The sequence below is a fragment of the Klebsiella sp. KE9456 genome, assembly GCF_043832615.1.
In the GTDB taxonomy this organism is placed as follows: Bacteria; Pseudomonadota; Gammaproteobacteria; order Enterobacterales; family Enterobacteriaceae; genus Klebsiella; species Klebsiella indica.
Genome location: NZ_JBDYQK010000016.1, coordinates 98,176 through 111,176 on the forward strand (window position 1 = coordinate 98,176; position 13,001 = coordinate 111,176).

Genomic DNA, 13,001 nt, shown 5'->3' on the forward strand with positions numbered 1-13,001 from the left:
TTCAAACTGGCACCGGGGGTCCTGTCGTTCTCGTCAGTCCATCATTACCTCTGATCATGAGGATGGATGCGCGGTCGCCTGCCATGCATTTTTCTCCTGCGTCTGCTCCTGACTGTTCAGGTCTGTCACCTGCCTGGCGCCGCAATGCATATTGAACAATTTTAAGTATATAATGTGATGCTTATCACAATTTTGTGCAACCAGACTGCATATGGCTGTTAAGTAAAGGGAGAAAAATAAATGGCAGAAAAAGCGAAACGGAGCCCGGGAGGTAAACTGGCGTTATGGGCATTTTATGCTTTTTGTTGTTATTTCTGTTGGGCGATGGTGCGCTACTGGTGGGTTGTCGGACAGATTCAAAGTGTGCCTGGTGCGACAATCGCAGGTGAACTTGGCTCAACGGCGGGGAAATGGATCGGTGCATTGTTGGGTTTTTTGGTTCTGGGTGCCGTGGGCGGAATTCTCGGCGCAATTGCCTGGTACACGCGCCCGCTTCCACAGCGTTATGAACATCACGATTAATGTTGCTATGCTGATTGCTGGCGTTATCTTAAAGGAACGAGCATGGAACTGGTTGACTGGCAGCAACGATTTGAAAACTGGTTAAGCGGATGCCATTCGCAAGAGGATTCCGCACACGATATTTCACACTTTCGTCGGGTATGGTCAACGGCACAGAGACTGGCGGAAGGCACCGATGCTGATCGTCTGGTGATCCTGACCGCCTGCTATTTTCATGACATTATCAGTCTGGCGAAAAATCATCCAGAGCGTAGCCGGTCTTCGGTAATGGCGGCAGAGAGGACGCTGGCCATTCTGCAGTCTTCTTTCCCGGACTTCCCCGCAGACCGCTATCCGGCGGTTCTGCACGCCATTGAAGCGCACAGCTTTAGCGCCGCAATTGCCCCGCAAAGTGAAGAAGCGAAAATTGTCCAGGACGCCGATCGTCTGGAAGCTTTAGGCGCGATTGGGCTGGCTCGTGTGTTTGCGGTCTCCGGTTCGTTGAATAATCTCTTGTTTGATGCCGACGATCCTTTCGCCGAACGGCGGGAATTAAATGACAAGAAGTATGCCCTGGACCACTTTCAGTGCAAGCTATTGCGTTTACCGGAAACGATGCAGACAGAAAAGGGCAGGGTAATGGCGATGCATAACGCGCACTTTCTGGTGCAGTTTATGGCTAAACTCAGCGCGGAGCTTCGCGGCGATCCTGTGACCTTTGATGAGGCTGTTTTACAGCGCTTTACCCCGTTGACTTAAAACTGCCAGCGCTATTGATGGTAATTTCCGCAGAGATATTACGGCCCTTTATCCGGCAAAACGGCCAACATTCGGTGAGTTACTTGAAGCCGAAGTCGATCCTAAGTTTATTCTCACGAAGGTGCTATGGAAATATCTCTACCGTTATGCGCATAAACATCAGGAACGAGGGATTCATCATGGCGGACGTTCACGATAAAGCCACCCGCAGTAAAAACATGCGGGCGATTGGCACGCGCGATACGGCGATCGAAAAACGGCTGGCGGCATTGCTGACGCGTACAGGATTTTCTTTTACGGTGCAGGACGCCGCCTTGCCGGGACGGCCTGATTTTGTGGTGGCCGACTATCAGTGCGTGATTTTTACTCACGGCTGTTTCTGGCATCATCACCATTGCTATCTGTTTAAAATCCCAGCCACGAGAACCGAATTTTGGTTAGCTAAGATAGCCAAAAACGTGGCGCGTGATGGCCGGGATCTCGGGCGACTGACGGAACTGGGATGGCGGGTGCTGGTGGTCTGGGAGTGTGCGTTGCGCGGGAGAAAGAAACTCAGTGATGAAGCGCTTGGCGAACGCCTGGAAGAGTGGATCTGCGGCGGTGGGGACTGCGCGCAGATCGACACTCAAGGCATAGGTCCGCTGGCGATCACTTCTCAGCCTGACAGGAAGTCACTTTGCTCCGGGGAGGGAGCAGATATTTTCCAAGCGTCACCAGCACCACCGCAAAAATAATCACTCCCAGTGCCAGCCACTCGATCGGCGACAGATTTTCACCCGCCAGTCCGGTACCCAACAGAACGGCGACTACCGGATTAACGTAGGCATAGCTGGTGGCAACAGCAGGAGTTACGTTACGAATCAGATACATGTAGGCATTGATAGCGATAAGTGAGCCGAATATGGCCAGGTAAGCAACGGCAAGTATGCCGGACCATGAAGGCATTCGGGTTAACGTTTCTCCGGTTAACGCCGAGGCAATTATCAGCACGAGGCCCGCAGCCAGCATCTCAATGGCCCCCGCCATCATGCCTGTCGGTAGCGCAATTCGCGACCCGTAGACGGAACCAAAGGCCCAACTCATCGAACCAAGCAGAATCAGCAATGCTCCCCACGGATTACCGTTGAGGTTACCGCCGCTATTGAGCAGGACAATCCCCGCCAGACCGATGACGATACCCAGCCACTCAAGCTTACGGGTAGCAATGCCGAAAAAGCGGCTAAAGCACAGGGTAAACAGAGGCACCGTCGCCACCATTACCGCCGCAATGCCGGAGGGAACATGCTGGTGTTCCGCGAGGGTGACGAAACCGTTACCGACAGCCAGCAGTAAAATACCAATCAGCGCGGCGTTGAGCAGCGGCCTGCGGGCGGGAAGTTTATGTCCGGTTGCCAGTAACCAGGCAGTGAGCACCGCGCCGGCAGAAAGAAAACGGACGCCAGCCATCATGAGCGGCGGCCAGCTGGCAACACCAATGGCGATAGCAAAATAGGTGGAACCCCAGATGATATATAACGCAAATAATGCCCCGATAAGCGGTAACAACTGACGGGTAGACATATTTCCTCACGACGGTGCAGAGATAGAAAGGAGGCACATAGTAAACGTGAAAACTATCGCGCTGGCGAGTCCTTTCACACATTTGCTACTGTTAAATTTTTGTTGACTATATGCAGACTGTTGTGGGCGAAAAAGGGCTTTTGCTTCATACTTTACGCTGAACAACCATCAATGAAGGAATGTAATTTTGGCAGGAAGTAGTCTTTTAACCTTATTGGATGATATTGCCACTCTGCTTGACGATATTTCGGTCATGGGGAAACTGGCGGCAAAAAAAACAGCGGGCGTATTGGGCGATGATTTATCGCTTAATGCGCAACAGGTGACTGGCGTACGGGCTAACCGCGAGCTGCCGGTGGTTTGGGGCGTGGCTAAAGGTTCGTTTATTAATAAAGTGATTCTGGTGCCGCTGGCGTTGTTGATTAGCGCTTTTATTCCGTGGGCAATTACGCCGTTACTGATGTTGGGTGGGGCGTTTTTGTGCTTTGAAGGGGTAGAGAAAGTTCTGCACAGCCTGCAGGCGCGTAAACATAAAGAGGATCCGCAGGTTCGCCAGCAGCGGCTTGAGGCGCTGGCAAATCAGGATCCTATGGCTTTTGAACGCGATAAGGTAAAAGGGGCGATACGCACCGATTTTATCCTCTCCGCTGAAATTGTCGCCATCACGCTCGGCATAGTCGCCGAAGCGCCGCTGTTAAACCAGATTCTGATCTTGTCTGGCATTGCGCTGCTGGTCACGATAGGCGTGTATGGTCTGGTGGGGATCATCGTCAAGCTTGATGATATGGGGTACTGGCTGGTGGAGAAAACCAGTTCGCTGGCGCAATGGTCAGGTAAGGCCTTATTAGCGATTGCTCCTCGCTTGATGAAAGCGTTATCGGTGGTCGGAACGCTGGCGATGTTTCTGGTCGGCGGAGGGATTGTCGTTCACGGTATTACGCCGTTGCACCATGCTATTGAGGAGATTGTCCATGAGCAGAATGGCATAATTGCGTCATTGTTGCCCATGGCGGCGAATCTGCTGCTGGGCTTTATCATTGGCGCTATTGTGCTGGCAGGGGTGAAAGCGATTGCTGCGCTTCGGCGTTCTGCAGACTAAATGCCCGCCGGACCAGGCAATATCGCCCATCTTCGTCTAAGGTAACGTTGTTTCTTCCTGAAAGCGGAGGCGAAGATGGGCTTGTTGATTAGCGATGAAGTGAGGCGTAAAAACGGAGGACCGCGGATGATTGTCACCGGGTTTGCCAGCGGTATGGTTGAGTGTCGCTGGTATGACGGGCATGGCGTTAAGCGTGAGTCATTTCGTGAGGATGAGCTGATCCGCGGAGGGGAGGAGAAGCTCAATCATTCCTGAGTTTGTATACTGTTGCTCCGGCTTCATTTGTGCGAACGGGGCGGGTTTGTCATTGCGAGGGATAATTATTTATTCGTTTAACCAATGAATAAATCCATAATCTATTTGTTGCGATCGCTATAATGAGATTTATCTTAAAAAAAATACGCCTGAGAACAAATGTTCGTAGCAGAACAAACTGGTAAAGTCCTTGTCTGGCGTGCCTTGCCAGCGTTACGCCTTTTATAAGTCACATTTTTTCAATAATTTGCCTCATGAATAGACCTTGTCATGCAAAATAATTGAGGATAATGTCTTTAGTACATCGGATTTCCCGGTGTAACGAATTTTAAGTGCTTCTTGCATTAGCAAGTTTCTTCCCGACTCCTGCGAGTCGGGATTTTTTTGCGTGCGTATCAGCGATTAATCTCCGTTATGCTAACGTCATGAATATCCAGCTCAAAAGCTTCAGCCAGTTCACGCCAGGCATGATAATCGCCATCATCACTACTTACCTCGCGTATGCGGTGCGCCTCAGTTGCGCTGATTTCATTAATTGCCGCCAGCAGGGCGTCAACATCGACTCTTTCTCCGACGTTATTTTCTTTGGCGGTTTTCATCGCAGCGACCTCGCTTAACTCGGGGATGGCGCTTTTAAGTATAGACTGTTTACAAAAACACCTGTTATCAGGGAGAGCGCTGCGCGATCGGCTCTTTTGTTCTACACTGGCTCAAAATAGAGAGGAGATGAGTTATGCAGGTAAACGATCGTGTCACGGTCAAGACCGATGGTGGCCCACGTCGATCGGGGGTTGTGCTGGCCATAGAGTCGTTTAGTGAAGGGGTCATGTATCTGGTTTCGCTGGAAGATTATCCGCTGGGAATTTGGTTTTTCAACGAGAAAGGGCATCCGGACGGCATTTTTGTTGAGAAAGAAGAGTCACCTGTATGAAGCAAACTGGCGGCCGATGCCGCCAGCGTTTTCAACGAGCGTTGACATAAATCCCGGACGTGATGTTTTCCGTCAATCGTACAATGTGATAAATCACTTGTTTATTGTGAGTCTGGATTTTCTTTTTAATATTGCCTTTATGCGATGAGACCGTTTTGGCCTTAATGTTCATCTGGGCGGATATATGCGTGGTGCCGTGCCCGGCCATCCACATCCGGAGCATATTTGATTCAGTCTGGCTTAACGCCAGCGTCGGGATAGTAATGCGCGTAGTGCGATGATTCTCATATTTCAGACGATTGGCTAGAATATCATCAAGGTCTTTTGCCGTCAGTGACTTTGAGCAAATAAGTAAGTTTTTGCGCACCAACAGATAGTGATCAAAATGAATATTGGTTAGCGACATAAAGACAACAAATAGCGTCGCCGGGTGTGCTTTGATGATCTGCCGGACAAGCTGGTTGCTCTCTTTATGGTGAATAAAGCAATCTTCATTGATAAACACCACCGTTGGGCGGTTACTCTCGCAGCCTGATTGCAGGCTGGTGAGGCTGTGTACTTCAGTGATATCGCGCTTCTTTATCCCCCGGCTTGTCAGGTACCCGGTTAATCCCAGCCGGGTGAAGCTGCATAAATCCATGATAATCGTTGACATGACTCATCCTCAATCAACACCTAACGATAATTTATTCCTCGCCGGTAAGTGCGATGAAGTCCATTTTGTTAGTCATAAAAACTGCTACCGCTCAGTAACTATCAGGCAGCATGAACCATTCTGTAATAATCCCATAATTTGCCAGGAATATTCTTAAAGTAAAGGTGACGAATTGCTACGTGGAGGAAATAAAAACCAAAAACTCCCGTGTGATATAAGGTTGTCATTTTTCATCGTATTTTAAAATAGGATTATCCTTATATTGAGCGATTAAAATATCACCTCACAAAAAGATAGGATTATTCAATAGAGAAAAATAATTTATTCGGTACAGGCAATTTTTTTGCCGCGCCGGAGGTGGCAGGCACGATGCGGATGTTTTCCCTCAATTCGAGAAGAGTAGCGGGCGTAACGCTTTAATGCCACAATAATTTTTTATCGGTTTGCGGGATGGATGATGATGAAGAACAAGATCGTATTTTTGGGATTGCTGTTGGTTTTATCTGGCTGCGCTCAGGTTGATAACTACAGCGATGTAATTAAAGCGCCAGCCCCGGACGGTCTGGATGGCTACTGGCAATCGGCGGGACCGCAGAAAGAGATGATGAGCCCACAGGCGATTGCCAGCCTGATTGTGACTAAAGATGGCGATACGTTTGACTGTCGACAGTGGCAAAGGGTGATCGTCGTACCGGGGAAATTAATGAAACGTGACGCAGTTATCTATAACGTTACCGCTGCGCTGAATGTTTATCCCGTTGAGCGTGAAGGTGATACGCTGCACTACGATCGCATGACGTTCAAACGGGTGGCGCGTCTTACTCCGGAGTGTGAACAGGCGTGGGAAGCGTCTTCAACGGAGAGCACGAACGCCCACGCGGAATGAGTCATTTTCAGCCCGCGCGGGACCGATATGTTTTATAGCGTCTCTTCAATCACCCAAACGCTGACGCTACCACCGTTACAGGTAAAAATACCGTTACCTTTAGCATCGGTGGTAATCACTTCTTCACGGTTGCCGAGAAAATCCCGCCAGCGTTTGTTGCCGTAGTTTTCCCCCAGAGGAAGCGATTTTTCTCCGTCATCGCCGTTTGACAGCACCACCACACAACCTGGATCTTCATCGGTGCCGCTACGGCTAAAGGCGATACAGTTAGGATGATCGAACCATAGCGTTTGTACACCGTGGGCAAAACGCTGGCGGGCATCGATCAGCTCATGTAACTGTTCGATAACTGGCATCTCAATTGCATAGCGTTGTCCATCGCTGCCGGCGTCTTCATAGCAGGCGCCGAAAAGATCGGCATAAAAGACCGACGGCACGCCATTTTCACGTAGCAGAATCAGCGCATAGGCCAGCGGCTTAAACCATGCCTCAACCGGTGCTTCCAGCGCCTGCAGCGGCTGCGTATCATGGTTGGTGACCAGCGTCACTGCGTGGAATGGATCGGCTTCAACCAGCGTACCGCTAAAAATCTGACGCATATCGTATTCGCGTCCCTGTCGGGAGGCTTCATGGAATTTCATTTGCAAAGGGGCATCAAATAGCAGTGTCTTTCCATCTACCATGGCGATATATTGCTGAAGTTTGTCGACTTCGTGCGACCAGTATTCCGCGACGATAAACAGTGGTTTTGTCGCGACGTCCTGGACGTGGTTGATCCATTCTTTATAAAACCAGGCGGGGATGTGTTTAACTGCATCAAGACGGAAGCCATCGCAGCCGGTTTGCTCCATTATCCAGCGCGCCCAGTATTTAATCTCCTCGGCAACGGCCCGATTGCGAAAATCAATATTTTCGCCCATCAGGTAGTCGAAATTACCCATTTCATCATCGACCTGATCGTTCCATCCCTCGCCGGTATAGTCGTTGACGATTTTAAACACGCCATCTTCATCAGGGTTTTCAATATGATCGATGCCGCTAAAGCATTTGTAATCCCATATAAACGCTGAATATTGTCCGCGCCTGGCGGGGAAGGTGTAGCGCGTCCAGGCTTCACACTCAATAATCTCATCGTCGATTTGCGTCCGGTCTTGTTCATCAACACGCTGTATACGTACGGCCTCTTTTTCATCAGCACCCATTTTGTGATTGATCACGACATCAAGCAGCACGGCGATATCATGCTGGCGGAGCGCGGAGATGGCGGCGAGTAGTTGGGCTTTATCGCCATATTTGGTGGCGACCGAGCCTTTTTGATCGAACTCACCGAGGTCAAAAAGATCGTAGCTGTCATAACCGACGGAATATCCGCCAGAAGCGCCTTTGTAGGCGGGAGGCAACCAAATCATATTGATACCGATTTCATTCAGGTTTGGTGCCAGGGCTTCGATTTCACGCCATAATTCGCCGCCGGTGGGGTAGTACCAGTGAAAGCACTGCAATAACGTGGGGTTTTTCATCTTCCGTGCTCCAGACGTCATCAAGCTGACCATTGCAGTATGAGAGATATCCACCAAAACGGTGGCATTTTTGTTGTATTTTCACTATGTGATAAAAGGCATCATATATAATTATTTGGTATAAGATGTAGCGTATCGATGTTGGTGACAGGGGCTAAACCCTTTACACTACAAAAATATCTCTCTGCCAGGAGTCTCTATGAAATTAGCATTTCGGGGTCGTCAGGCGCTGATGGGCGTTATGGCTGTTGTTTTGTTGGCGGGCGTCAGCGTAAAAACCTTTGCCGCTGAAAATTTACTTAATCAGATTAAAGAGCGCGGCACCTTACGTGTTGGCCTGGAAGGCACCTACCCGCCATTCAGTTATCAGGGCGATGACGGCAAGCTGACCGGTTTTGAGGTGGATTTCGCCAACGATCTGGCGAAGCACTTAGGCGTAAAAGCTGACCTTAAACCGACGAAATGGGACGGCATGCTTGCGTCACTGGAATCCAAACGTATCGACGTGGTTATCAACCAGGTAACCATCTCCCCTGAGCGTAAGAAGAAGTATGACTTCTCGACGCCATATACCATCTCCGGGATTCAGGCGCTGGTGAAAAAAGGTAATGCAGGAACGATTAAAACCGCCGCTGACCTGAAAGGTAAGAAAGTTGGTGTCGGCCTGGGCACGAATTATGAAGCCTGGCTGCGCCAGAACGTGCAAGGGGTTGATATTCGTACTTACGACGATGATCCGACCAAGTATCAGGATCTGCGCGTTGGTCGTATCGACGCCATCCTGGTTGACCGCCTGGCGGCGCTCGATCTGGTGAAGAAAACGGGCGACACCCTTGCGCTCGCCGGAGAACCCTTCTCCAGGCAGGAATCCGGCGTGGCGCTGCGTAAAGGCAATGAAGACCTGCTGAACGCGATCGATGGCGCCATTGCGGATATGCAAAAAGATGGCAGCCTGAAGGCACTATCGGAAAAATGGTTTGGTGCTGACGTCACGAAGTAACCACAGGTGGTGAAAAAAGGCGCTTTCGATAGCGCCTTTTTTATTTCGCCTGTAACAGCGTGCATAATTAAGGATAATTGAGTCAGGAGGTCTTATGTCACTGCAAAATTTAACGCTTTTCCCGCGTCTGGAACTGATTGGCGCGCCGACGCCGCTTGAATATCTGCCGCGTTTATCCGATCACCTTGGTCGCGAAATTTTCATTAAACGTGATGACGTCACTCCCCTGGCAATGGGGGGAAATAAGCTACGCAAACTGGAATTTCTGGCGGCCGATGCGCTGCGCGAGGGCGCGGATACGCTCATCACCGCAGGGGCTATCCAGTCTAACCATGTCCGTCAGACGGCGGCAGTTGCGGCGAAACTGGGTCTGCATTGCGTGGCGTTGCTGGAGAATCCGATAGGTACCCGGGCGGAGAACTACCTGACTAACGGTAACCGCCTGCTCCTCGACTTGTTTAATACTCAGGTTGAAATGTGTGATGCGCTGACCGATCCCAATGCGCAACTGGAGGAACTGGCGACACGTATTGAAGCTCAGGGCTACCGTCCGTATGTGATCCCGGTTGGCGGTTCTAATGCCCTGGGCGCCCTGGGTTATGTAGAAAGTGCGCTGGAAATTGCTCAGCAGTGTGAAGGTGCGGTTGGCCTTTCGTCAATTGTGGTGGCATCCGGGAGCGCAGGCACCCATGCAGGTCTCGCCGTGGGTCTTGAACAATTGATGCCAGAGACTGAATTGATTGGTGTAACCGTGTCGCGCACAGTTGCGGACCAGTTGCCAAAGGTGGTTGCGCTGCAACAGGCGGTGGCAAACAGCCTGGCGCTGGAGGCGAAGGCCGATATTCAGCTATGGGATGACTACTTTGCGCCGGGTTATGGTACGCCGAACGATGAGGGGATGGCGGCGGTGAAGCTGCTGGCACAGCTGGAGGGCATCCTGCTGGATCCGGTTTATACCGGAAAAGCGATGGCTGGACTGATTGATGGCATCAACCAGAATCGTTTTAAAGATGAAGGGCCGATATTGTTTGTCCACACTGGCGGTGCACCTGCGCTGTTCGCCTATCATCCTCATATCTAATACAGAGCGAATAGAATGCAAGAGAGTATCCAACTGGTTATCGATTCGGCGCCTTTTCTGCTAAAAGGAGCGGTTTTCACGCTACAGCTCAGCATCGGCGGTATGTTATTTGGTCTGGTGCTAGGGTTCATTCTGGCCCTGATGCGTATGTCGTCGGTCTGGCCAGTAAAATGGCTGGCACGGATGTATATTTCCATTTTTCGCGGTACACCGCTGATCGCGCAACTGTTTATGATCTATTACGGTTTGCCGCAGTTTGGTATTGAACTGGATCCTGTTCCCGCGGCAATGATCGGTTTGTCGCTCAATACTGCGGCTTACGCAGCCGAGACGCTGCGCGCAGCCATTGCCTCCATTGACAAAGGGCAGTGGGAAGCGGCGGCAAGTATCGGTATGACGCGCTGGCAGGCGATGCGTCGGGCTATTCTTCCGCAGGCCGCTCGGGTGGCGCTGCCGCCGCTTTCTAACAGTTTTATCAGCCTGGTGAAAGATACCTCGCTGGCCGCGACTATCCAGGTACCGGAACTGTTTCGTCAGGCGCAACTGATCACCTCGCGTACTCTGGAGGTGTTCACCATGTATCTGGCTGCGTCACTGATCTATTGGGTGATGGCGACGGTACTGTCGACGCTGCAAAACTATTTTGAACATCAACTTAACCGCCAGGAGCGTGAGCCGAAATGAGTGCCATTGAAGTCAAAAACCTGGTGAAAAAATTTCATGGGCAAACGGTCCTGCATGGTATCGACCTTGAAGTACAGGAAGGCGAGGTTGTTGCAATCATCGGTCCCAGCGGCTCCGGCAAAACCACATTGTTGCGCAGTATTAATCTGCTGGAACAGCCGGAAAGCGGGACGATTCGGGTTGGTGAGGTCACGATAGATATAGCACGCAGCATCAGTCAGCAAAAAGCGGCCATTCGCCGCCTGCGTCAGCATGTGGGCTTTGTGTTTCAGAACTTCAATCTTTTTCCACATCGGACGGTGTTAGAAAATATCATTGAGGGGCCGGTAATCGTTAAAGGCGAGGATAAAAACGCCGCCATTATCCGGGCCCGTGAACTGTTGGCGAAGGTTGGCCTTGCCGGTAAAGAAAACAGCTATCCGCGGCGCTTGTCCGGCGGGCAGCAGCAGCGCGTGGCGATAGCGCGTGCGCTGGCGATGCGCCCCGATGTGATCCTGTTTGACGAACCCACATCGGCGTTAGATCCTGAACTGGTGGGTGAGGTGCTTAACACCATTCGTCAGCTGGCGCAGGAGAAGCGTACTATGGTGATAGTGACCCACGAGATGAGTTTCGCCCGTGACGTGGCGGATCGTGCGATTTTTATGGATCAGGGGCGTATTGTTGAACAGGGCGAAGCGAAATCACTGTTTGCTAATCCCCGGCAGTCGCGTACTCGCCAGTTCCTTGAAAAATTCCTGATGCAGTAACATTTTCCTCCGGTTGCGTTCCCGGGGTAATGTTCTGGCGAACGCACTCTGAGGGCCCATGTTTGTACTGATTGCGGCTATCAAATGTTGCTTATTCTGCCGCAGGTTATGAGCAATCTGGTTGTGTATTTCATCAATTCAGGCGTGCCGGAGGTATACTTTATTTATTAAATCAGGTGATGTTGCCCGCGGCAGTCTAATAAATGGGGGGCTTTTTAGCCGTCAGACTTCAGGCTGCAGATGTGTTGGCTGCGGTGTGATGCGTTTCATCTATGAGGCACGGCCTTTCGGGAGCCGTGCAAGCGTTGTTCAAAACGGATAGTCGTTTTGTTCTGCAATTCTAATTATTCAGGCTATAGATATTTTATATACCCTAAATTATTCGAGTTGCAGGAAGGCGGCGACGCAGTGAATCCCCGGGAGCGTACTCCAGTACGTGACTGGGGTGAACGAGGAAAGCCAACGCACATGCAACTTGAAGTATGACGGGTATACATATAAAAAAGATTTATGTGTTAGCTTTATATGTTTATAAGAATGATTATTACTTAGGGGTTATTTGGTCAGTTATGAGGGACAATGATTTTTTCAGCTGGCGGCGGGATATGCTGCAACAATTTCAGTCAATCGCTTCGGGGGAAGGGGTTTATAAACTGCTACAGCAGCAGGTGCAGGGACTGGAATATGATTACTTTGCGCTTTGTGTTCGGCATCCTGTACCGTTTACGCGCCCCAGGTTGACCCTGCAATCAACCTATCCGCAGGCCTGGATGTCGCACTATCAAGCCGAAAATTATTTTGCTATTGATCCGGTACTACGCAACGAGAATTTCATTCGCGGGCATCTGCAGTGGAACGACACGTTATTTCGTGATACGCCGGAATTATGGAATGGCGCGCGCGATCATGGTTTACGCAAAGGTGTGACTCAGTGCCGGATATTGCCGAATCATGCCCAGGGATTCCTATCCGTTTCAGGTAACAAGCCGGGTCCGGGCCCTTTTGCGGAAGATGAACTGGAAATGCGTTTAAGTATGCTAACAGAATTAAGTTTATTCACGCTGTTGCGACTGGAAGATGGGATGGTTATGCCGCCGGAAATGAAATTTAGCCGACGCGAACTGGAGATTCTCAAATGGACGGCGGAAGGGAAAACGTCGGCAGAAGTGGCGATGATTCTCTCTATCTCTGAAAATACCGTCAATTTCCATCAGAAGAATATGCAGCGAAAATTCAATGCACCAAACAAAACGCAAATTGCCTGCTATGCGGTGGCGACGGGATTAATTTGAGTTAATTCGTTGTTCTGCGTGTCAGACGC

At 50.5% G+C, this 13,001-nt stretch carries 15 protein-coding genes and 2 pseudogenes; 13 read left to right on the forward strand and 4 right to left on the reverse strand.

Annotation, left to right across the window (positions count from 1 at the left end; translation table 11 throughout):
• Nucleotides 1–240 precede the first annotated feature (240 nt).
• The 4 genes and pseudogenes from drpB to ABK821_RS16980 all read left to right on the forward strand — a co-directional run.
• A complete protein-coding gene (gene drpB, locus ABK821_RS16965; protein WP_138363049.1) occupies nucleotides 241–522 on the forward strand; it encodes a cell division protein DrpB in 282 nt (93 codons plus the stop codon).
• Nucleotides 523–564: 42 nt separating this feature from the next.
• Nucleotides 565–1,260: a phosphohydrolase gene (locus ABK821_RS16970; protein WP_308565213.1), complete on the forward strand. Its 696-nt coding sequence runs from the start codon at nucleotides 565–567 to the stop codon at nucleotides 1,258–1,260.
• 31 nt (nucleotides 1,261–1,291) lie between these two features.
• A pseudogene (locus tag ABK821_RS16975) lies at nucleotides 1,292–1,432 on the forward strand (DNA (cytosine-5-)-methyltransferase); the annotation flags it as partial.
• 7 nt (nucleotides 1,433–1,439) lie between these two features.
• Nucleotides 1,440–1,907, forward strand: a pseudogene (locus tag ABK821_RS16980) (very short patch repair endonuclease); the annotation flags it as partial.
• Between the two features lies 1 nt (nucleotide 1,908).
• On the opposite strand, the gene yedA reads toward ABK821_RS16980, so the two are convergent.
• The gene (gene yedA / locus ABK821_RS16985) at nucleotides 1,909–2,820 is read right to left on the reverse strand and encodes a drug/metabolite exporter YedA (RefSeq protein ID WP_142502156.1); all 912 of its coding nucleotides are present in this window, start codon (nucleotides 2,818–2,820) and stop codon (nucleotides 1,909–1,911) included.
• Between the two features lie 187 nt (nucleotides 2,821–3,007).
• Between yedA and ABK821_RS16990 the strand changes: the two genes are divergently transcribed.
• Both ABK821_RS16990 and ABK821_RS16995 read left to right on the forward strand, forming a co-directional pair.
• Nucleotides 3,008–3,919, forward strand: a complete 912-nt coding sequence (locus ABK821_RS16990; RefSeq protein WP_343178598.1) for a DUF808 domain-containing protein — start codon at nucleotides 3,008–3,010, stop codon at nucleotides 3,917–3,919.
• 75 nt (nucleotides 3,920–3,994) lie between these two features.
• Nucleotides 3,995–4,174, forward strand: coding sequence for a YodC family protein (locus tag ABK821_RS16995; protein ID WP_138363054.1), 180 nt, complete (start codon nucleotides 3,995–3,997; stop codon nucleotides 4,172–4,174).
• A gap of 395 nt (nucleotides 4,175–4,569) precedes the next feature.
• On the opposite strand, the gene ABK821_RS17000 is transcribed toward ABK821_RS16995, so the two are convergent.
• Nucleotides 4,570–4,773, reverse strand: a complete 204-nt coding sequence (locus ABK821_RS17000) for a YodD family peroxide/acid resistance protein (RefSeq protein ID WP_138363055.1) — start codon at nucleotides 4,771–4,773, stop codon at nucleotides 4,570–4,572.
• A 134-nt stretch (nucleotides 4,774–4,907) separates the two neighbouring features.
• Between ABK821_RS17000 and dsrB the strand changes: the two genes are divergently transcribed.
• Nucleotides 4,908–5,105: a protein DsrB gene (dsrB, locus tag ABK821_RS17005; RefSeq protein ID WP_138363056.1), complete on the forward strand. Its 198-nt coding sequence runs from the start codon at nucleotides 4,908–4,910 to the stop codon at nucleotides 5,103–5,105.
• Nucleotides 5,106–5,136: 31 nt separating this feature from the next.
• Here dsrB and rcsA read toward each other — a convergent pair whose 3' ends face one another.
• The gene (rcsA, locus tag ABK821_RS17010; protein ID WP_138363057.1) at nucleotides 5,137–5,760 is read right to left on the reverse strand and encodes a transcriptional regulator RcsA; all 624 of its coding nucleotides are present in this window, start codon (nucleotides 5,758–5,760) and stop codon (nucleotides 5,137–5,139) included.
• A gap of 460 nt (nucleotides 5,761–6,220) precedes the next feature.
• Here rcsA and yedD point away from each other — a divergent pair, with 460 nt between their 5' ends.
• Nucleotides 6,221–6,646 carry a lipoprotein YedD gene (gene yedD / locus ABK821_RS17015; RefSeq protein ID WP_138363083.1) on the forward strand — a complete coding sequence of 142 codons (426 nt, stop codon included), beginning with the start codon at nucleotides 6,221–6,223 and terminating at the stop codon, nucleotides 6,644–6,646.
• Between the two features lie 32 nt (nucleotides 6,647–6,678).
• Here the strand turns inward: yedD and amyA are convergent, their stop codons facing one another.
• Nucleotides 6,679–8,166 (reverse strand): alpha-amylase, encoded by a 1,488-nt coding sequence (gene amyA, locus ABK821_RS17020; RefSeq protein ID WP_142502154.1) that lies wholly within the window; start codon nucleotides 8,164–8,166, stop codon nucleotides 6,679–6,681.
• 199 nt (nucleotides 8,167–8,365) lie between these two features.
• On the opposite strand from amyA, the gene tcyJ reads away from it, so the two are divergent.
• From tcyJ to sdiA, 5 genes are all read left to right on the forward strand, one after another.
• Nucleotides 8,366–9,166, forward strand: coding sequence for a cystine ABC transporter substrate-binding protein (tcyJ, locus tag ABK821_RS17025; protein ID WP_138363059.1), 801 nt, complete (start codon nucleotides 8,366–8,368; stop codon nucleotides 9,164–9,166).
• 94 nt (nucleotides 9,167–9,260) lie between these two features.
• Nucleotides 9,261–10,247, forward strand: a complete 987-nt coding sequence (dcyD, locus tag ABK821_RS17030; protein ID WP_138363060.1) for a D-cysteine desulfhydrase — start codon at nucleotides 9,261–9,263, stop codon at nucleotides 10,245–10,247.
• Between the two features lie 15 nt (nucleotides 10,248–10,262).
• Nucleotides 10,263–10,931, forward strand: a complete 669-nt coding sequence (gene tcyL, locus ABK821_RS17035) for a cystine ABC transporter permease (protein ID WP_142502153.1) — start codon at nucleotides 10,263–10,265, stop codon at nucleotides 10,929–10,931.
• A complete protein-coding gene (tcyN, locus tag ABK821_RS17040) occupies nucleotides 10,928–11,680 on the forward strand; it encodes an L-cystine ABC transporter ATP-binding protein TcyN (protein WP_142502152.1) in 753 nt (250 codons plus the stop codon). The genes tcyL and tcyN overlap by 4 nt, the downstream gene beginning before the upstream one ends.
• Nucleotides 11,681–12,249: 569 nt before the next feature.
• A complete protein-coding gene (sdiA, locus tag ABK821_RS17045; protein ID WP_138363063.1) occupies nucleotides 12,250–12,972 on the forward strand; it encodes a transcriptional regulator SdiA in 723 nt (240 codons plus the stop codon).
• Nucleotides 12,973–13,001: the final 29 nt, after the last annotated feature.

Coding starts and splice junctions, on each gene's coding strand:
- drpB (WP_138363049.1), top strand. CDS start 241: ATGGCAGAAAAAGCGAAACGGAGCCCGGGAGGTAAACTGGCGTTATGG.
- ABK821_RS16970 (WP_308565213.1), top strand. CDS start 565: ATGGAACTGGTTGACTGGCAGCAACGATTTGAAAACTGGTTAAGCGGA.
- yedA (WP_142502156.1), bottom strand. CDS start 2,820: ATGTCTACCCGTCAGTTGTTACCGCTTATCGGGGCATTATTTGCGTTA.
- ABK821_RS16995 (WP_138363054.1), top strand. CDS start 3,995: ATGGGCTTGTTGATTAGCGATGAAGTGAGGCGTAAAAACGGAGGACCG.
- ABK821_RS17000 (WP_138363055.1), bottom strand. CDS start 4,773: ATGAAAACCGCCAAAGAAAATAACGTCGGAGAAAGAGTCGATGTTGAC.
- dsrB (WP_138363056.1), top strand. CDS start 4,908: ATGCAGGTAAACGATCGTGTCACGGTCAAGACCGATGGTGGCCCACGT.
- rcsA (WP_138363057.1), bottom strand. CDS start 5,760: ATGTCAACGATTATCATGGATTTATGCAGCTTCACCCGGCTGGGATTA.
- yedD (WP_138363083.1), top strand. CDS start 6,221: ATGAAGAACAAGATCGTATTTTTGGGATTGCTGTTGGTTTTATCTGGC.
- amyA (WP_142502154.1), bottom strand. CDS start 8,166: ATGAAAAACCCCACGTTATTGCAGTGCTTTCACTGGTACTACCCCACC.
- tcyJ (WP_138363059.1), top strand. CDS start 8,366: ATGAAATTAGCATTTCGGGGTCGTCAGGCGCTGATGGGCGTTATGGCT.
- dcyD (WP_138363060.1), top strand. CDS start 9,261: ATGTCACTGCAAAATTTAACGCTTTTCCCGCGTCTGGAACTGATTGGC.
- tcyL (WP_142502153.1), top strand. CDS start 10,263: ATGCAAGAGAGTATCCAACTGGTTATCGATTCGGCGCCTTTTCTGCTA.
- tcyN (WP_142502152.1), top strand. CDS start 10,928: ATGAGTGCCATTGAAGTCAAAAACCTGGTGAAAAAATTTCATGGGCAA.
- sdiA (WP_138363063.1), top strand. CDS start 12,250: ATGAGGGACAATGATTTTTTCAGCTGGCGGCGGGATATGCTGCAACAA.